Origin of the sequence: Streptomyces sp. NPDC050997 (genome assembly GCF_040660135.1) — a bacterium.
GTDB lineage: Bacteria > Actinomycetota > Actinomycetes > Streptomycetales > Streptomycetaceae > Streptomyces.
On record NZ_JBFAGK010000015.1, the window covers coordinates 197773 to 216242 of the forward strand.

Annotated in this window: 15 protein-coding genes and 2 pseudogenes; 8 read left to right on the forward strand and 9 right to left on the reverse strand. The window is 71.9% G+C overall.

All coding sequences use genetic code 11. The annotated features are described in order from the left end of the window. Positions 1 to 44 precede the first annotated feature (44 nt). From AB0H86_RS30105 to AB0H86_RS30120, 4 genes and pseudogenes are all read left to right on the forward strand, one after another. The gene (locus tag AB0H86_RS30105; RefSeq protein ID WP_362445578.1) at positions 45 to 1025 is read left to right on the forward strand and encodes an ornithine cyclodeaminase family protein; all 981 of its coding nucleotides are present in this window, start codon (positions 45 to 47) and stop codon (positions 1023 to 1025) included. Next, positions 1022 to 2168: pseudogene (locus AB0H86_RS30110) on the forward strand (FAD-binding oxidoreductase). Before AB0H86_RS30105 ends, AB0H86_RS30110 begins: the two are co-directional and overlap by 4 nt. Further along, the gene (locus AB0H86_RS30115) at positions 2165 to 3205 is read left to right on the forward strand and encodes a saccharopine dehydrogenase (RefSeq protein ID WP_362445581.1); all 1041 of its coding nucleotides are present in this window, start codon (positions 2165 to 2167) and stop codon (positions 3203 to 3205) included. The pseudogene AB0H86_RS30110 and the gene AB0H86_RS30115 overlap by 4 nt, the downstream one beginning before the upstream one ends. A 13-nt stretch (positions 3206 to 3218) precedes the next feature. Continuing rightward, entirely contained in the window at positions 3219 to 4373 is a 1155-nt protein-coding gene (locus AB0H86_RS30120; protein ID WP_362445584.1) for a saccharopine dehydrogenase family protein, read from the forward strand. A gap of 50 nt (positions 4374 to 4423) precedes the next feature. On the opposite strand, the gene AB0H86_RS30125 is transcribed toward AB0H86_RS30120, so the two are convergent. From AB0H86_RS30125 to AB0H86_RS30135, 3 genes are all read right to left on the reverse strand, one after another. After that, on the reverse strand, positions 4424 to 5653 hold the full coding sequence (locus AB0H86_RS30125; RefSeq protein ID WP_362445587.1) for a serine hydrolase domain-containing protein: 1230 nt from the start codon (positions 5651 to 5653) through the stop codon (positions 4424 to 4426). Between the two features lie 64 nt (positions 5654 to 5717). Continuing rightward, positions 5718 to 7160 carry an MFS transporter gene (locus AB0H86_RS30130; RefSeq protein WP_362445590.1) on the reverse strand — a complete coding sequence of 481 codons (1443 nt, stop codon included), beginning with the start codon at positions 7158 to 7160 and terminating at the stop codon, positions 5718 to 5720. Next, positions 7157 to 7744, reverse strand: coding sequence for a TetR/AcrR family transcriptional regulator (locus AB0H86_RS30135; protein WP_362445593.1), 588 nt, complete (start codon positions 7742 to 7744; stop codon positions 7157 to 7159). The genes AB0H86_RS30130 and AB0H86_RS30135 overlap by 4 nt, the downstream gene beginning before the upstream one ends. A gap of 80 nt (positions 7745 to 7824) precedes the next feature. Between AB0H86_RS30135 and AB0H86_RS30140 the strand changes: the two genes are divergently transcribed. Both AB0H86_RS30140 and AB0H86_RS30145 read left to right on the forward strand, forming a co-directional pair. Then, the gene (locus tag AB0H86_RS30140; protein ID WP_362445595.1) at positions 7825 to 8271 is read left to right on the forward strand and encodes a PPOX class F420-dependent oxidoreductase; all 447 of its coding nucleotides are present in this window, start codon (positions 7825 to 7827) and stop codon (positions 8269 to 8271) included. 137 nt (positions 8272 to 8408) lie between these two features. Then, positions 8409 to 9476: an N-acetylmuramoyl-L-alanine amidase gene (locus tag AB0H86_RS30145; RefSeq protein WP_362445598.1), complete on the forward strand. Its 1068-nt coding sequence runs from the start codon at positions 8409 to 8411 to the stop codon at positions 9474 to 9476. A gap of 95 nt (positions 9477 to 9571) precedes the next feature. On the opposite strand, the gene AB0H86_RS30150 is transcribed toward AB0H86_RS30145, so the two are convergent. Both AB0H86_RS30150 and AB0H86_RS30155 read right to left on the reverse strand, forming a co-directional pair. Then, entirely contained in the window at positions 9572 to 10921 is a 1350-nt protein-coding gene (locus AB0H86_RS30150) for an MFS transporter (protein WP_362445601.1), read from the reverse strand. A 153-nt stretch (positions 10922 to 11074) separates the two neighbouring features. Further along, on the reverse strand, positions 11075 to 11740 hold the full coding sequence (locus AB0H86_RS30155; RefSeq protein ID WP_362445604.1) for a TetR/AcrR family transcriptional regulator: 666 nt from the start codon (positions 11738 to 11740) through the stop codon (positions 11075 to 11077). Between the two features lie 162 nt (positions 11741 to 11902). On the opposite strand from AB0H86_RS30155, the gene AB0H86_RS30160 reads away from it, so the two are divergent. Then, complete coding sequence (locus tag AB0H86_RS30160; protein WP_362445607.1) at positions 11903 to 12787, forward strand: shikimate dehydrogenase; 885 nt, start codon at positions 11903 to 11905, stop codon at positions 12785 to 12787. A 26-nt stretch (positions 12788 to 12813) separates the two neighbouring features. Further along, complete coding sequence (locus AB0H86_RS30165; RefSeq protein WP_362445610.1) at positions 12814 to 14619, forward strand: TIM barrel protein; 1806 nt, start codon at positions 12814 to 12816, stop codon at positions 14617 to 14619. Here AB0H86_RS30165 and AB0H86_RS30170 read toward each other — a convergent pair. From AB0H86_RS30170 to AB0H86_RS30185, 4 genes and pseudogenes are all read right to left on the reverse strand, one after another. Continuing rightward, a complete protein-coding gene (locus AB0H86_RS30170; protein ID WP_362445613.1) occupies positions 14606 to 16069 on the reverse strand; it encodes a membrane-associated oxidoreductase in 1464 nt (487 codons plus the stop codon). The two genes, AB0H86_RS30165 and AB0H86_RS30170, sit on opposite strands and share 14 nt — an antisense overlap. Before the next feature lie 158 nt (positions 16070 to 16227). Continuing rightward, positions 16228 to 16815: a histidine phosphatase family protein gene (locus tag AB0H86_RS30175; RefSeq protein WP_362445616.1), complete on the reverse strand. Its 588-nt coding sequence runs from the start codon at positions 16813 to 16815 to the stop codon at positions 16228 to 16230. Between the two features lie 7 nt (positions 16816 to 16822). Beyond that, the gene (gene gnd / locus AB0H86_RS30180) at positions 16823 to 17713 is read right to left on the reverse strand and encodes a phosphogluconate dehydrogenase (NAD(+)-dependent, decarboxylating) (RefSeq protein ID WP_362445619.1); all 891 of its coding nucleotides are present in this window, start codon (positions 17711 to 17713) and stop codon (positions 16823 to 16825) included. Between the two features lies 1 nt (position 17714). Beyond that, positions 17715 to 18470: pseudogene (locus AB0H86_RS30185) on the reverse strand (glucose-6-phosphate isomerase); the annotation flags it as partial.

The window sequence follows — 18470 nt, forward strand, 5'->3', positions numbered from 1 at the left end:
ATGAGGGAGCGGAGCACACGCGGCGGCGACGAAGGGAACACGCTGTGAGCGACGACATCCACTTCCTCGCAGCCGAGCGGGTCGCCGAACTGCTGGATCCCGACACGGCGATCCGGTCCCAGCGGGCCGCGTTCACCGCGCTCGGCGACGGCGTCGCCGACCTGCCCGGCAAGATCATGCACCCGAGCCGCTTCGACGACAGCGTGGTCTTCTCGTACGTCTCCCGCCTGTCCGCGGACTCCGGGGCCGTCGCGAAGTTCGGCAGCGTCAACCCGGGCAACGCGGCTGCCGGACTGCCGACCGTGCACGCCGTCGTCACCGTGCTCGACCCGGTGACGGGCCGCCTCACCGCCGTCATGGACGGCACCACGGTGACGACCCTGCGTACGGCCGCGGCGAGCGCCGTAGCCTTCGACGTCCTGGCCGGCCTCGACGCGGCCGACCTGGCCGTTCTCGGTTCGGGCACCCAGGCCCTCGCGCACACCCGGGCGATCGCCCGGGTGCGGGACCTGAAGTCGGTACGGCTGTGGAGCCCCACCCCACGACATCGCGCCCGCGCCGCCGACACGCTCGCCGCCGAACTGGACCTCCCCGTCGAGCCGGTCGACACCGCCGAGACGGCCGTGACCGGGGCGTCGCTGGTCGCGGCCTGCACGCTCAGCACCACACCCGTGGTGCGCGGCGAGTGGCTGGCCCCCGGGTGCACGGTCGTCAGCGTGGGGTCCTTCGAGCCCACCCGCCGCGAGGTGGACGCGGAGGTGGTACGACGGGCCCTGGCGGGCGGTGCCGTCGTCGTGGACGAGCCGGCGACCGCGGCCGAGCACGCGGGACCGGTAGTGGAGGCCCTACGGGAGGGCCTGCTGACCCCCGAGAACCTGGTTCCCCTGGGCGCGGTGCTCACCGGACGGCGCACCGCCCGCACCGGCCCCGAGGACATCGTCTACTACAACAGCGTCGGCCTCGGCATCCAGGACGCCGCCGCGGCCTGGGCCGTCGTCGAGGCGGCACGGGAGGATCGCCGGTGACCTCGCGCGCCGGTGTCGTGGTGATCGGCGGCGGGGTGATGGGCACCAGCATCGCCTGCCACCTGGCCCGTGCGGGCGTACCGGACGTGGTGCTGGTCGAGCGGGACGAACTGGCGTCCGGGTCCACCTCGAAGGCGGCGGGCGGGGTACGGGCGCAGTTCTCCGACGAGCTCAACGTCCGGCTCGGGGCGCGCAGCCTGGAGGCCTTCGCCCGCTTCGAGCAGGACACGGGGTACGACATCGGGCTGCACCGGGTCGGCTACCTGTTCCTGCTCTCCACACCCGAGGAGGTCGCCGCGTTCGAGGCGGGCGTACGGCTCCAGAACTCCCTCGGCGTGCCCAGCCGCATGATCGACCCGGCCGAGGCCCAGGCAGTCTCCCCGCTGATCAGCACCGACGGGCTGCTCGCCGCCGCGTTCTCGCCCGACGACGGCCACTGCACGCCCGAGTCCGTCGTCCACGGCTACGCGGCCGCCGCCCGCCGGCACGGCGCCCGGATCCTGCGGCACACCGAGGTCACCGGCATCGAAACGCGCGGCGACACCATCACGGGGGTGCTGACGACCAGGGGCCCGCTCGCCACCGACACGGTGGTCTGCGCGGCCGGCGCCTGGTCGAAGGCGGTCGGCGCGATGGCCGGCGTGGACCTGCCCGTGGAGCCGCTGCGCCGGCAGATCGCGGTCACCGAGCCGCTCGGGGGACTGCCGCCGGACCTGCCCATGACCATCGACTTCCACACCAGCCTCTACTTCCACGCCGAGGGCCCCGGCCTCCTCGTGGGCATGTCCGACCCCGACGAGCGGCCCGGCTTCGCCACCGACACCCACGACCGCTGGATCCCCGGCCTGTGCGCGGCCATGGAACACCGGGCGCCCCGCCCTGCTCGACCTGCGTCGCACCGGCGGCTGGGCCGGCCTGTACGAGATCACCCCGGACCACAACGCGCTGATCGGCGAGGCCACTTCGGTCTCCCGTTTCCTGTACGCCACCGGGTTCTCCGGCCACGGCTTCCTGCAGGGGCCAGCCGTCGGCGAGGTCGTCCGCGACCTGTACCTGGGCCGCGTACCCTTCGTGGACGTCAGCCCGCTCAGCGCCGACCGGTTCGCGGCCGACGCACCTCGTCCGGAGGCCAACCTGGTATGACCGAGCTCCATCTGTGGCTGCGCCACGAGGTCCGCACCACCGAGCGGCGCACGCCGATCGTGCCGTCCGACGCCCGCCGGCTGGTCGAGAACGGAGTGACGCTCACCGTCGAGGAGTCCCCGCAGCGGATTTTTTCCGTCGAGCGGTACGAGGCGGTCGGCGGTCGGGTCGTCCCGGCCGGGTCGTGGACGTCGGCGCCGACCGACGCCGTCGTCCTCGGGCTGAAGGAACTCCCCGACGAGCCAACGGAGTTGAGGCACCGGCACATCTTCTTCGGGCACGCCTACAAACGGCAGCCGTCAGCCGCCGACCTGCTCGGCCGGTTCACCGCCGGAAAAGGGGCGCTGCTCGACCTCGAATACCTGGTGGACGACACCGGCCGGCGGCTCGCCGCCTTCGGCTTCTGGGCCGGTTACCTGGGCGCCGCCCTCGCCGTGCTCCAGCACCGGGGCCGTCTCGTCGCACCCCTGACGCCCACCGACAAGGACGCGCTGGACCGGACACTGCGTCCGGTCGCCGGGGACGAGGAGTTCACCGCCCTGGTGATCGGCGCGCTCGGCCGCAGCGGACGGGGCGCGCGGGTGGCCCTTCGCGAGGCCGGGGTCGAACCCACCTGCTGGGACCTGGAAGAGACCCGCGACCTGGACCGGCCGGCCCTGCTCGCCCACGACGTGATGGTGAACGCGGTCCTCGCCACCACCCCCGTCCCGCCCTTCCTCCGCGACGCGGACCTCGATGCCCCGGCCCGCCGTCTGCGCACCCTGTGCGACGTCACCTGCGACGTCGGCTCACCCCTGAACGTCCTGCCGGTCTACGACCGCACCACCGACTGGCAGGAGCCCGCACGGCGGCTGTGTGAGGAGCCCCCGCTGGATCTCATCGCCATCGGCAACCTGCCGTCCCTCCTGCCGAAGGAGGCCAGCACCGACTTCTCGGCCGCTCTGCTGCCCCAGCTGCTCGACTTCGAGGTGAGCGGGGCGTGGGGGCGCTGCCTGGACCGATTCCATCAGGCCTGCCGCGAACTGGGCCTCCTATGAAGGGAGTTCGGTGATGTCTGAGATCGTTCCCGCGAGCGGTACCGTCCACTGGATCGGGGCCGGGCTGTCCACCGGCAGCGGACTCGCCGCGCTGTGCGAGACGGCCGGGCGAGTGCGGCTGTGGCACCGCACCGAGGAACGCGCGGCCGAGGCCCTCGACCGGCTGGGTCTCACCGGCCGCGCCGAACCGGGCGCCTTCACCCTGGACGCGCTCACGGCCGAACTGGCGCCCGGCGACGTGGTCGTGTCGATGCTGCCCGCGCCGGAACACCCCGAACTGCTCGCCCTGTGCGTCCGGGAGCGGGCCCACTTCGCCTGCTCCAGCTATGTGTCCGACGCGGTGCTGGAACAGGTGCCTCAGGCCGTGCGGTCCGGGATCGTCGTCCTCACCGAGGCCGGCCTGGACCCCGGCATCGACCACCTCTTCGCGCACAGCCTCATCGGCCGGGCCCGTCGCGCGATCGGCGACGGTACGACGGCCTCGTACCGACTCACCTCCTACTGCGGCGGGGTCCCCGCCGAGCCGAACGCATTCCGGTACCGCTTCAGCTGGGCCCCCGCCGGAGTTCTCAACGCCCTGCGCTCGCCCGCCCGTTACATCGAGGACGGCGCCGAGACCATCGCCGAACGGCCCTGGGAGGCGACCCGGCGGCACATCGTCGACGGGGAGACCTTCGAGGTCTACCCCAACCGCGACAGTGTGCCCTTCGTCGAGCAGTACGGCCTGCCGTCCGCCTGGACACCGCGCACCTTCGTGCGAGGCACCCTCCGCCTGGAGGGCTGGCTGAACGCCTGGGACGGCGTCTTCGCCGAACTCCGGGCCGGTGATGACGCCCGTATCGCCGCCCTCGCCCGGGAGTTGGCGGCGACCTACCCCACCACCGACGCCGACCGCGACCGGGTCGTCCTCGCCGTATCGCTGGATGTGCGCGGCGAGGCAGGACAGACCTGGTCGGGCACCTGTCTGCTGGACCTGGTGGGGGACGCGGAGGAGAGCGCGATGGCCCGCTGTGTCTCCCGCACCCTCGCCCTGGGCGTCGGTCACGTCCTGGACGGCTCTCTGCCGCCGGGTCTCCACCGGGCGGCCGAGACGGCCGAACGATCCGAACAGTTGCTGGACGAACTCGCCCGCGACGGCGTCCACTTCACCCTCCGGATCGACCAGTAGGCCGACGCGGACCCGGCCCGGCCCGGACGGTGGGGAGGAGGCGCCGGCCTCTAGTCGATGACCGCCTCGTGCACCAGGCGTTTGAGGTCCGGGAAGAGCGCGAGGGACTTCTTTGGCCGTAGCTGCGTCATGAACTGCACGGTCAGGTCGCGGCTCGGGTCCACCCAGAACGTCGTCGTCGCCACACCGCTCCAGCCGAACGTGCCCAGGCCGGTGGGCGCCACGGTGCGGGACGGGTCGGTGACCACGGAGACGCCCAGGCCGAAGCCGACGCCGTCGTTGCCGGGTTCGTCGTGCGCGGGTTTGCTGCCGACGGCGCGCAGGTCGGCGCCGCCCGGAAGGTGGTTGGAGGTCATCAGGTCGACCGTCTCGGGGGCCAGGAGACGGACGCCGTCGAGTTCGCCGCGGCGACGCAGCAGCTCCATGAAGCGGTGCACGTCGTGCGCGGAGGCCGCCAGGCCGCCGCTGCCGGACAGGAAGCGGGGCCGGCCGCGCAGCGGGAGTCCGGGGATCGGCTCGATGCCGCCGCCGTCGGCGTCCCCGTACAACTCGGCCAGTCGGCCGGCCTGTTCGGGGGCGACGTGGAAGCCGGCATCGGTCATCCCGAGCGGGCCGAGGACCCGCTCGGCGAAGAACGTGTCGAGCGGCTGTCCGGACACCACCTCGATGATCCGGCCCAGCACGTTGGAGGCGACGGAGTAGTTCCACTGAGTGCCCGGCTCGTACTGCAGCGGCAGACTCGCGTACACGTCGACCGTCTGAGCCAGGTTCGAGCCCGGCACCACCGACGACTCCAGGCCTGCCTGGCGGTAGAGGGCGTCGACCGGGTGGGAGTGGTAGAAGGCGAAGGTCAGGCCCGCGGTGTGGGTCATCAGATGCCGTACCCGTATCGGCCCGTCGGCCGGGCGGGTCACCATGTCGGCGCCGGAGCCGCTCACGTACACCCGGGGCTCGGCGAAGGCCGGAAGATGCCGCTCGACCGGGTCGTCCAGCGACAGCCGACCCTCCTCGACCAGGAGCAGCGCGGCGACCGCGGTGACCGGCTTGGTCATGGAGTAGATCCGCCAGAGCGTGTCCGGCTCGACCGGCAGACCGGCCGCGATGTCCCGGTGGCCGTGCGTCGTGAGGTGGGCGACACGGCCGCCGCGGGCGACGGCCACGAGGAAGCCGGGCAGGCGTCCCTCGTCCACGTAGTGGGCGACCTGCTGGTCGAGGCGGTCCAGTGCCTTCGCGTCCAGCCCGACCTCGTGCGGGTCCGCCTCTTGCCGCAGCTGTGCCATCGTTCTCCTCCGTCGCGTTCGTCGAGGTGCGATCCGGAATACCCCGCCGGAACGGCCTCAGACCTCATCGTCGCGCAGGAACAGATGAACGGGCCCCCGCACCCCCATGATCGTCAGCAGTGTCACAATGATCGTCGGCCTCCGCGGCGGCACGTCCCGGCAGCGGGCCGCCCCCCACCGCACCGGCCACGGCCACCGAGGCCAGGACCACGAGCGGCAGTGCGCGCCCGCCGCCGGACCCCATGAGCACGGTCGCGGCGGCCACCCCGAGCGTCGGTCCCACGTTCATCGCGGTCTGCTTCGCCCCGCCCGCCACTCCGGCCGACTCGACTGCACTGTGCGCTACGACGACATGGGACGCCGCCACCATCACCGCGCCGAACCCGGCCCCCAGCAGCCCGAAGCCGACACACAGCGCGAGGGTGCCCGAGGCCCGGGTCAGCAGCAGGATCCCGAGGGCGAGGACGACCATCGCCGTCACGCTCGTACGACGGGCGCCGGCGCGGCGCAGCAGGACAGCTCCGCATGGCGCGGCGGCCACCATCATGGCCGCCAGCGGCAGGCTCCGCAGCGCGCTCTGGAAGGGGTCGAGGCCGAGGGTGTACTGCAGGACGTACGCGCCGACGAACAGTGTGCCCTGGAGGGCCGCGGAGGCGGCGACGAGAACGCCGAGCGCCGAGCCGACGGCCGCCGAACCGACCACGTCCGGCGGGATCAGCGGGCTCGCGGTCCGCCGCTCGTGCCGGACGAACGCTGCGGCCGCGACCAGCACGGCACCGGCCTCGCCCGCCGTCGTCCAGCCGGCGTCCGGCAGCGCGACGAGGGTGTGGACGAGGCCCGCCAGGGTCACCGCGAGCAGCAGCGCGCCGGGCACGTCGAGGCCGGCGGCAAGGGCCTGCTTCGGTGCCTGCCCGGCCGGGAGTTGACGCGCCCCTTGTCCGGCCGGAGCCCGCCGGGACCCCGGCCCGGCCAGGGCGAGCCCGCCGAGGACGACGGCGGGCGCCACGTTGAGGAAGAACACCACCCGCCAGCCCGGGCCCGCCACCAGCGCACCGCCGACCACCGGACCGACGGCGGCCGCCACCCCGATGGCGGCGGTCCGTACGGCGATCGGCGTCCGCAGCCGGTCGGGCGGGTAGGCGGCACGCAGCATCCCGAGCGTCGCGGGCTGCAACAACGCCCCGAACACGCCCTGTACGACCCGCAGTGCGATCATCCAGCCGATTCCGGACGCGAGGCCGATTCCCGCCGACGCGGCGCCGAAGCCGAGCATCCCGATCGCGAAGAGCCGCTGGTGCCCGTACCGGTCGCCGAGCCGGCCCGCGAACACCAACAGGCTCGCCACCGCGATCAGATAGCCGGTGCTGGTCCACTGCGCCTGCGTGAACGACGCGCCCAGATCGCGTTGCAGGGTGGGCCGCGCGACGGTGAGGACCGTACCGTCCAGGGCGACGATCACCGCCCCGACCACGCTGCCCGTCGCCGCGAGACGACGGTGGACGGTCATCGGGCCGCCGCCGGACCGAGGTGGGCGTCCAGAACGGTGCGCAGCAACGGGCCGAAGTCGTCGGCGCCGGTGGCGAGTTGGAGGCTGCCCCAGCCCCACAGCTGGGCGACGCCGTGCAGGTTCGCCCACAACGCGCCCGCGACGGTCCGGGCGTCCGCGTCGGGGCGGGCCCGCCCGACCAGCTCCACCAGCACACCGAAGAGCGGAAGACTGGTGTCCCGTAGCCCCAAGTGGCCGCTTTCCAGCAGGTCGTGACGGAACATCAGTTCATACATCCCGGGGTTGCCCAGCGCGAACTCCAGGTACACCCGACCCAGCGTCGCCAGCTGCGCTCGGGGGCTCGCCGTACCGTCGCCGATCGCCGCCACGGCCCGGTCGCCCAGGTCGGCGAAGCCGCGGCGCGCGATGGCCGACAGCAGTTCCAGATGGGTGGGGAAGTACCGGCGGGGCGCGCCGTGCGAGACACCGGCCCGCCGGGCGATCTCCCGCAAGGTCAGTGCGTGGGCGCCTTCGCGGGTCACCAGGTCCACACCTACGTCGATGAGGCGGGAGCGCAGATCCGGTCCTGTCTCGGATGAGGTCATAGACACTGTCTACCAGTGGTCGTAGACAGTGTCTACCGTCAAGGGGAATGCGCACGTCGGCGGCACGGGTTGTCGCGGATATGACTCAGGACGCGCATCAGAACGCACTGCTCGCGCTGCTCTCCGACGGCCGCGGCGGGGTGCTGATCACCCTCAAACGCGACGGCCGCCCCCAACTCTCGAACGTGAGCCACCACTACTACCCGCAGGAGGGGGTCATCCGGATCTCGGTCACCGACGACCGTGCCAAGACCCGCAACCTGCGCCGGGATCCGAGAGCCTCGTACCACGTGACCTCTTCGGACCATCGCGCCTACACGGTCGTCGAGGGCATGGCCGAGCTCTCGCCCGTCGCCGAGGATCCGTACGACGAGACCGTCGAGGAACTGATCCGCCTCTACCGCGACGTCATCGGCGAGCACCCCGACTGGGACGACTACCGGGCCGCCATGGTCAGGGACCGCCGCCTGGTGGTGCGGCTGCGCGTGGAACGGGCGTACGGCATCCCCAAGGGCGCCCAGGCCTGAGTGACAGCGGGGCAAGCGGTTCCTGTGAATTCATGCGATGGCTTGGATTCCTCCAGCGGCTCCCGCCCGGACGATCTACGCTGCGTACGGCGAGACGACGGGGACGACGGGGACAACGAGAGGAAAACGGAGGCCAGATGGCCACACCGCTCACCGCTGCCAAACTGCTCGCCGCTCTGCGCGCCGAAGGCTGCACCGTTCGCGAGGTCCGCAGCTGGCGGACCCACAACCGCAACGGTGTGGGCGCCTGGGGCCCGGTGTACGGCGTGATGAACCACCACACCGCGACCGGATCCGGAGCCGACGTCGTCGACCTCATCTACGACGGACGCAGCGACCTGCCCGGCCCGCTCGCCACCGGCTGCATCACCAAGGACGGCGTCGTCCACCTCGTCGGCAACGGCCGCGCCAACCACGCCGGCGGCGGCGACGGGAACGTACTCGCCGCCGTGCGCGACGAGTCGTACGGCGACCGCCCGCCCGCCACCCATCAGCACGAGGGCTCCGCCGGCGCGGTCGACGGCAACACCCACTTCTACGGCTTCGAGTGCGAGAACCTCGGCACCGGCAAGGACCCGTGGCCGCTTGTCCAGTACGTGGCGATGGTCAAGGCCAACGCCGCGATCTGCCGCGCCCACGGCTGGAGCCGCAAGAGCGCGATCGGCCACCTGGAGTGGAGCGACTGGAAGCCCGATCCGCGCGGCTTCGACATGAAGGACTTCCGCGGTGATCTGGCCGACTGCCTGGCGCTGCCGGCGGGCCACTGGGAGAAAGAGGACCCCATGCCCCTTTACGTCAACCTCGGCATCGACGCGCCCTTCGCGCTCAGGCCCGGCGGAGACTGGGACGCCATCGAGTTCACCGCCGAGTGGGCCGACGAGCCCGGTGGCCACGCCAATGACGGCTCCGTCTTCGTGCGTGGCCCGGCCCGCTTCACCGGCGAACTCAGCCTGCGCGTCTCCGGCCTCCCCACGGGCCACGCCCTCCAGATCCGCCAGTCCGAGGTCGACTCCACCGGCGCCTACGTCACCGACCACCCCATCGGTGAACTCATCGGCACCTCCGGCGACACGTTCGGCAAGTTACCCCTCACGGGCCGCATCGGATCCGGCCGCCAGATGCGCATCCGGCTGAAGTCCTTCGAGACGACGCCGGTGCGGATCACCAGTGCTGTGCTGAAGGTGCTGGTGTGGAAGGAGAGTTGACGCATCGGGCCGAGCCGGGAGCGGGGCCGGGGTTGCTCCGACCGTAGGGCCGGGCCGGGGGCGGGGCGCAGCCCCCGGCGCCGCACGGCCGGCCGTCAGGCCGTCACCGTCTCCGGCTGGGACGCCTCCCGTCGCGACCGCTCGCCGAGTTCCTCCGTCGGCACCTTCGCGGTCTCGCGGGCCGTCAGGGCGGCGACGACCGGCGGGACGCACAGGGCCGCGGTGAACAGGGCCACCGCCGACCAGTCGGCGCCGTCCGGGCCGGCGATCTGCGCGGCGAAGGTGACCGCGAAGCCGGCGACGGCGAAGCCGATCTGCGTCCCGACGGCCATGCCGGACAGGCGGACGCGGGTCGGGAACATCTCGCCGTAGAAGGAGGGCCACACGCCGTTCGCGGCGCTGTAGAGGACACCGAAGGCGACGACGCCGAGGACGAGGGTCAGGGGGTAGGAGCCCGTGGAGATCGCCCAGAGGTAGGCGAACATCGCCACCGCGCTGCCCGCGGCGCCGATCAGGTACACCGGGCGGCGGCCGACACGGTCCGACAGCGTGGCCCACAGCGGGATCGCGGCCAGCGCCACCAGGTTGGCCAGCGCGCCCACCCACAGCATCGAGGAGCGGCTCATCCCGACGGAGTCGCTCGTCGCGTACGCCAGCGCCCACACCGTGAAGATCGTGCTGACCGAGGCGACGAGCGCGCCCGCGATCACCCGCAGCACATCCGCCCAGTGCTCGCGCAGCAGCACCGCCAGCGGAAGCTTGGCGACGCCCTCCCCCGAGGCCTGCTGCTGGGCGAAGACCGGCGTCTCCTCCAGCTTGCGCCGGATGACGTAGCCCACGACCGCGACCCCGACGCTCAGGAAGAACGGGATCCGCCAGCCCCAGGACAGCAGTTGGTCGTCGGGAAGCGCGGCGACCGGGATGAAGACCAGCGTGGCGAGGAGCTGCCCGCCCTGGGTGCCGCTGAGGGTGAAGCTGGTGAAGAAGCCGCGCCGGTGCGGTGGCGCGTGTTCCAGGGTCATCGAGTTGGCGCTGGCCTGCTCGCCCGCCGCCGAGATGCCCTGAAGCACACGGCACAGGACCAGCAGGACGGGAGCGAGGCCGCCGACCTGGGCACGGGAGGGGAGGCAGCCGATGAGGAACGTCGACAGGCCCATGAGGATCAGCGTGAAGACCATGATCTTCTTACGGCCGACCCGGTCGCCGAAGTGCCCGAGGAACAGGGCGCCGACGGGGCGGGCGGCGTACGCGACACCGAAGGTGGCCAGCGACAGCAGGGTGGCGGTCGCCGGGTCGGACTCGTCGAAGAAGACCTCGGGGAAGATCAGCGCGGCGGCACTGCCGTAGATGAAGAAGTCGTAGTACTCCAGGGCGCTGCCGATCCAGGCCGCAGTGGCGGCCTTCTTCGGCTGGCCCGTGGGTGGGGAGGCGGCGGGGACGGACACGGCGTGCTCCTTCAGGGGGCTCCGCCACAGGCGGAGTGAGCGGAGGGGTGGAGGGCCGGATCTCGGCTAATTAACCCACTGGGTAGTTAGTCGCGGTGGGTGGGATGTTGCGCCGATGTTTCCCCGGGTGTCAAGGGGTCGCGCGCAGGGCGCCTACTGCGCCGCGCGCTCCGCCGTCAGGTACGCGATCACCATGTCGCCCAGCATGGTGCGGTAGCGCTCACGCTCGGCCGGGTCCACCAGGTCGCGGTCGAACAGCACCCGGAAGGTGTGCCGGTTGGCCACCCGGAAGAAGCAGAACGAGCTGATCATCGCGTGCAGGTCGACGGCGTCGACATCGGCCGTGAACAGGCCGGACTCCTGACCCGTCGCCAGGATCCGGCGGATCACCTCAAGGGCGGGTGAGCCGATCCTGCCGAGCTTCTCGGAGGCCGCGATGTGCTCCGCGCCGTGGATGTTCTCGATGCTGACCAGGCGGATGAAGTCGGGGTGCCGCTCGTGGTGGTCGAAGGTGAGCTCGGCCAGGTGCCGGATGGCCGCGACAGGGTCGAGGTGTTCGACGTCGAGTTGCTGCTCGGCCTCGCGGATCACGCCGTACGCCCGCTCCAGGACGGTCGTGAACAGCTGTTCCTTGCCGCCGAAGTAGTAGTAGATCATCCGCTTGGTGGTGCGGGTGCGGGCGGCGATCTCGTCCACGCGGGCCCCGTCGTAGCCGGCCCGGGCGAACTCCTGCGTGGCCACGTCGAGGATCTCGGCCTGGGTGCGTGCGGCGTCACGGATGCGCCCGTTCGGTGCTGCCGGTTCGTCGACGCTGGTCATCGGGTTCCTTCGGGCGGTAGGGCCTGTGCCCGTGATTGTAGAAGCCCGGGCGTACGGACGTCCGGGCGCGTTCGTTGCCCGGCGGGGGCTTCCCAGAGGCCGGTGCCTGCTGCTATGACTAACTCACTAGTTAGTACATTGCTGAGCGGCTCGGGAGGCCACGTGCCCAAGGACTCGTATCTCGTGGGGCTGATCGGTGCCGGAATCGGCCCCTCGCTGAGCCCGGCGCTGCATCAGCGGGAGGCCGACCACCAGGGCCTGCGCTACCTCTACCGGCTGATCGACATCGACACCCTGGGCGTTTCGCCCGAGGCGGTGGGCGACCTGGTGCGGGCCGCCCGGGACCTGGGCTTCGACGGGCTGAACATCACCCACCCCTGCAAGCAGCTGGTCATCCCGCACCTCGACGCCCTCTCCCCGCAGGCCGAGGCGCTCGGCGCGGTCAACACCGTGGTCTTCGACGGCGGCCGCGCGGTCGGTCACAACACCGACGTCACCGGCTTCGCCGCCTCCTTCGCGCGCGGCCTGCCCGACGTTCCGCTGGAGCGGGTCGTGCAGCTGGGCGCCGGCGGCGCGGGCGCGGCCGTCGCGCACGCCACACTCACCCTCGGCGCCGAGCGGGTCACCGTCGTCGACGCGCTGCCCGAGCGGGCCGCCGCCCTCGCCGCGTCCCTGAGCAGGAGCTTCGGGGACGGCCGGGCGGCCGCCGCGGGCCTCGACCACCTGCCCGGCCTGCTCGCCGACGCCGACGGCATCGGCGGCCTCATCAACGCGACCCCCACCGGAATGGCCGCCCACCCCGGGCTGCCCCTGTCCGCCGAGCTGCTGCACCCCCGGCTGTGGGTCGCCGAGGTGGTCTACCGCCCACTCGAGACGGAGCTGCTGCGCACCGCCCGCGCGCTGGGCTGCGCCACCCTCGACGGCGGCGGCATGGCCGTCTTCCAGGCCGTCGACGCGTTCCGTCTGTTCGCCGGACGGGAACCCGACAGCGCGCGGATGCTCGCCGCGTTCGCCGAGCTGGCCGGGGCCGTGAAGACACCCAAGTAGAGACCCGAGGAGAGAGAGGTACCGAGGTGCGTACATCCATCGCCACCGTCTCGCTGAGCGGATCCCTCACAGAGAAGCTCACCGCGGCCTCCCGGGCCGGCTTCGACGGCGTCGAGATCTTCGAGAACGACCTGCTCGCCAGCCCCCTCACCCCGGAGGAGATCCGCGCCCGCTGCGCCGACCTCGGCCTCACCGTCGACCTCTACCAGCCGATGCGCGACATCGAGGCCGTGCCCCGGGACGAGTTCGCCCGTAACCTGCGGCGCGCCCGGCACAAGTTCGAGCTGATGGGCCGCCTCGGCGCCGACACCGTCCTGGTCTGTTCCAGCGTCTCCCCGCTCGCCGTGGACGACGACGCGCTCGCCGCCGGGCAGCTGAGCGAACTGGCGGACCTGGCACAGGACTTCGGCATCCGGGTCGCCTACGAGGCGCTGGCCTGGGGACGGCACGTCAGCACCTACGACCACGCCTGGGACATCGTCGACACCGCCGGCCACCCGGCGCTCGGCACCTGTCTGGACAGCTTCCACATCCTGTCCCGATGCTCCGAACCCAAGGACCTCGAAGGCATCGCGGACATCCCCGGGGAGAAGATCTTCTTCCTCCAGCTCGCGGACGCCCCGCTGCTCGCGATGGACGTCCTCCAGTGGAGCCGCCACTACCGCTGTTTCCCCGGCCAGGGCGGCTTCGACGTCGCCGGGCTCATGCGCCACGTCCTGCGCACCGGCTACGACGGCCCGCTCTCCCTGGAGATCTTCAACGACGTCTTCCGGCAGGCCGAGGCCGGCCCCACGGCCGTGGACGCCCGGCGCTCGCTGCTGGTCCTCCAGGAGACGGTGGGCGTCGCCGCACCGCCCGCCCCGGTCGTGCCCACGGGAGTGGCCTTCGTCGAACTGGTCACCCCGGACGCCGAACCCGTGTCCGCCCTGCTGGGCGCGCTCGGCTTCGCCCGCACCGCACGGCATCGCAGCAAACCCGTCGACCTGTGGCGGCAGGGCGAGGCCCGCGTCCTGGTCAACACCGGCACGGCCGTACGCCGTGACGGCACCCACCTCGCCGCGATCGGACTGGAGTCACCGGACCCCGCGGCCGCCGCCCGCCGCGCCGAGGCACTGCTCGCCCCCGTGCTGCCCCGCCGTCGCGTCCCCGCGGACGCCCCGCTCGACGCGGTGGCCGCGCCCGACGGCACGGAACTGTTCTTCTGCGCCACCGGCCGCCCCGAACTCCCCGACTGGCGGGCCGACTTCGAGAGCCTCGAGCACCCACAAGCCGCCACGGACGTGTCAGGCGTCGACCACCTCGCCCTCACCCAGCCCTGGCACCACTTCGACGAGGCGGCTCTCTTCCACCGCAGCGTGCTCGGGCTCCGGCCCCAGGAGAGCGTCGATGTCGCCGACCCCTACGGGCTGCTGCGCAGCCGCGCCGTCACCACCCCCGACGGCAGCGTGCGCATCGCCCTGTCGGTCGGCGCGGCACCCACCGACGACACCGTCCATGCCCAGCACATCGCGCTCGCCACCGACGACGTGATCGCCGCGGCCCGCCGCTTCGTCGACGCCGGTGGCCGACTGCTGCCGATCCCCGCGAACTACTACGACGACCTGGCGGCCCGGTACGAGTTCACCGACGGGGAGCTGGAGACGTACCGCGAACTCGGCATCCTCTACGACCGGGACGCGCACGGCGAGTTCCGCCACTGCTACACCCGCACCGTCGGCCGGGTCTTCTTCGAACTCGTCCAGCGCGACGACGGCCACCGGGGCTACGGCGCCCAGAACGCCCCCGTACGACTGGCCGCCCAGCACGCGGTCAAGCGGCTCACTGGCGGCTGACGGTCCGGGTCACGCCGGCGAAGACCGTCGTGGCCAGGATCCAGCCGGCGATGACGAGGGCGTACGACAGCGTCTGGTACCAGCCTTCCGGGGCGAACGCGCCCTCCTGACCGAAGGAGATGACCGGGAGCAGCAGGTCGAGGGTGTAGAACACCGCGTCGAAGTGAGGTGCCTCGGACGGCTTGAGCGCACGCGGGTGGTGCAGGGCGTACGCGAGCGAGCCGACCGCGAGCAGCGACAGCAGCCAGCCGCAGGCGCGCAGCGGACGGAAGCCGTAGCCGACGGTGGCGTCCTGGACATGGCCCCACAGCCGGCCGTACCAGGGCAGCGTCCTGCGATGGCGGCGCTGCTTCGCGAGCTGGACCACCCGGGCCGCGCGGTCGTCCCCGATGCGCAGATAGGAAGCGGTCAACTGCTCGTAGGCGTGCGGGACATAGCCGTCGCCGTCCCGCTCCAGCATCGGCAGGCGACGCTCGGCGGGCTCGTGCGGCGTGAGGGTCGTGTAGCCGAGGTTGCTGAGCAGAACCTCGTGCGGCACGACCTCCGGTTCCAGGAAGAGGACCTCCGTCTGGGTGCGGCGCAGGTTGAGGGTGCCCTCCATGGGTGTGCCTTTGCGCAGCCACAGTTCCCCGATCGTGCAGCTGCTCGCCCGCAGCGCCGCGTCGCCGGGGTTCACCAGGTGCGCGTACGACAGGTCCAGGCGGCCGGCGATCCGGGCGCCCCGCAAACCGATCCAGCCCCGCACACGCGCGTGCCGCATGAGGACGTCACCCTCCACGGTGAGGGTCTCGGCGTCGAGGGCGGGCCGGCCGGGATGCACGAGCCGGGCCTCGTTGAGGTTGACCGCCCCGGCGACCGAGGCGCCGGTCAGACGCACCTCGCCCTCCGCTCCCAGTCCGGGCGCCCACAGGTCGTCGCCGATGGACATGTGGTTGAGCTGGAGTGCCGGCTCCTCGGCGTCCGGCGCGCCGCACGCGGCCCGGTCCAGGAACAGCGCCCCGGAGATCTGCGCCCCGCCGAGGCGCACCGGCCCGAGGAACCGGCAGTCCGTCATCCGCAGCACACCCTCCACCTTCAGGGTGGCGGCGGTCAGCCCCGGCAGGACGGAGTCGCTCAGGTTCAGCTGCCGCAGCCGGGCGCCGTAGAGCAGGGGGACGTCCTCGAAGTAGCAGTGGCTCAAGCGGATGGCATGATCGAACGTCCCGTAGTGCAGGGCGAGTACGCCGGTGATCCGGGCGCCCGCCAGTTTCAGGGCGGGTATCTCCCCGTCCTCCCGCGGCCCGTTGAGCAGCAGGGCCCGCAACACGGCCGCCCGGACGGTCCGTTCGGGACCCCATGCGTGGCCGTGCGCGGTGTTCTCGTCGTCCGCCTCGCGGAAGTTCACGGACTCGCCGCGCGGAAAGGCACGCCACACCCGCAGTTCGGCCGGGGTCAGGTCGTCGATCTCCATCAGCGGGGACTCTGACGCGCCCCACCCGCTCTGTCAACCGGCAGACGAACGGGCCCACCACTCCGACCCGCTCGCCGCTCAGGGTGAGCCGTCCGGGTGATGGGCCCGTTCGTCCTACGGGGCCGGGGTCCCACGGCCGCGTCACCACGGCCGTGTTCCTACGGGCGGGTGTTCCACTCCGCGATGACCGGCCGGTCGTGCTCCCTCGACAACCGGCTGACGGTGCCGGTGGCGAGCTGGAACAGTCGTCCGTCGGCCGGAGGCAGACCCAGCCGACGGGCCGTCACGACCCGCAGGAAGTGACCGTGGGCCACCAGGATCACGTCGCCGTCGGGGAGGGCCTCGTCCACCCGGGCGAGCACCCGGTCGGCGCGCCGGCCCACTTCCTCGGGCGACTCCCCGGGGCGGCCCTCCGGGCCCGGCGGCACGCCGTCGGTCCACAGATACCAGTCGGGGCGGGTGCGGTGGATCTCGACGGTGGTGATGCCCTCATAGCCGCCGTAGTCCCATTCCTGCAGGTCGGGGTCGGTTACGGCCCCGGTGACGCCCGCCAGTTCGGCGGTGCGTATCGCGCGGTCCAGCGGGCTGGCCAGCGCGCGGGCGAAGGTCCGCGACGAGAGGAGCGGAGCGAGGGACTTGGCCTGTTCCTCGCCGCGCTCGGTGAGGGGCAGGTCGGTCCAGCTGGTGTGCTGTCCCGATCTGCTCCACTCCGTCTCACCGTGGCGGACCAGCAGAAGGTCCCCCACGGCGCGCCTACTTCTTCGCCGATTCGACGGCGTGGCCGCCGAACTGGTTGCGCAGCGCCGCGATCATCTTCATCTGCGGCGAGTCGTCCTGACGGGACGCGAACCGCGCGAAGAGGGAGGCCGTGATCGCCGGGAGCGGCACCGCGTTGTCGATGGCGGCCTCGACGGTCCAGCGGCCCTCGCCGGAGTCCTGCGCGAAGCCCTTCAGGTTCTGCAGGTGCTCGTCCTCGTCGAGGGCGTCGACGGCCAGGTCGAGCAGCCAGGAACGGATGACCGTGCCCTGCTGCCAGGAGCGGAAGACCTCGCGCACGTCGGTGACCGAGTCCACCGACTCCAGGAGCTCCCAACCCTCGGCGTACGCCTGCATCATGGCGTACTCGATGCCGTTGTGAACCATCTTGGAGAAGTGCCCGGCGCCGACCTTGCCCGCGTGGACATACCCGTACGGACCCTCCGGCTTCAGCGCCTCGAGGATCGGCTGGAGCCGGTCGACGTGCTCCTTCTCGCCGCCGACCATCAGGGCGTAGCCGTTCTTGAGGCCCCACACACCGCCGGAGACGCCGGCGTCGACGAAGCCGATGCCCTTGGCGCCGAGCTCCTCGGCGTGCTTCTCGTCGTCGGTCCAGCGGGAGTTGCCGCCGTCGACCACGGTGTCGCCGGCGGACAGCAGGTCGCCGAGTTCGTCGACCACGGACTGGGTGGCCGCGCCGGCCGGCACCATCACCCATACGATGCGCGGGGCTTCGAGCTTGTCGACCAGTTCGGCCAGGTCGCTCACGTCGGAGACTTCGGGATTGCGGTCGTAGCCGATGACGGTGTGGCCGGCGCGGCGGACCCGCTCGCGCATGTTGCCGCCCATCTTGCCGAGGCCGATGAGGCCAAGTTGCTTCGCTGCCATGTCAGTTCACTTCCTTGAGGCCGCGGTAGGCGGCGACGAGAGCGGCGGTGGAGGAGTCGAGACCGGGTACGTCGGTGCCTTGGGTGAGGGCGGGTTCGACGCGCTTGGCGAGGACCTTGCCGAGTTCGACGCCCCACTGGTCGAAGGAGTCGATGTTCCAGACGGCGCCCTGGACGAACACCTTGTGCTCGTACAGCGCGATCAGCTGGCCCAGCACCGACGGGGTCAGTTCCCTGGCCAGGATCGTGGTGGTGGGGTGGTTGCCCTGGAACGTCCGGTGCGCCACCAGCTCCTCGGCCACGCCCTCCGCGCGTACCTCGTCGGGGGTCTTACCGAAGGCCAGCGCCTGCGTCTGCGCGAAGAAGTTGGCCATCAGCAGATCGTGCTGCGCCCGCAGCCCCTCGCTCAGCTCCTCGACCGGGCGGGCGAAACCGATGAAGTCCGCCGGGATCAGCTTGGTCCCCTGGTGGATCAGCTGGTAGTAGGCGTGCTGCCCGTTGGTTCCTGGTGTACCCCACACCACCGGCCCGGTCTGCCACTGGACCGGGCGGCCCTGCCGGTCCACCGACTTGCCGTTGGACTCCATGTCCAGCTGCTGCAGATACGCCGTGAACTTCGACAGATAATGGCTGTAGGGCAGCACCGCATGCGACTGCGCGTCGTGGAAGTTGCCGTACCAGATACCCAGCAGACCCAGCAGCAGCGGCACGTTGGACTCGGCGGGCGCGTTACGGAAGTGCTCGTCGACGATCCGGAA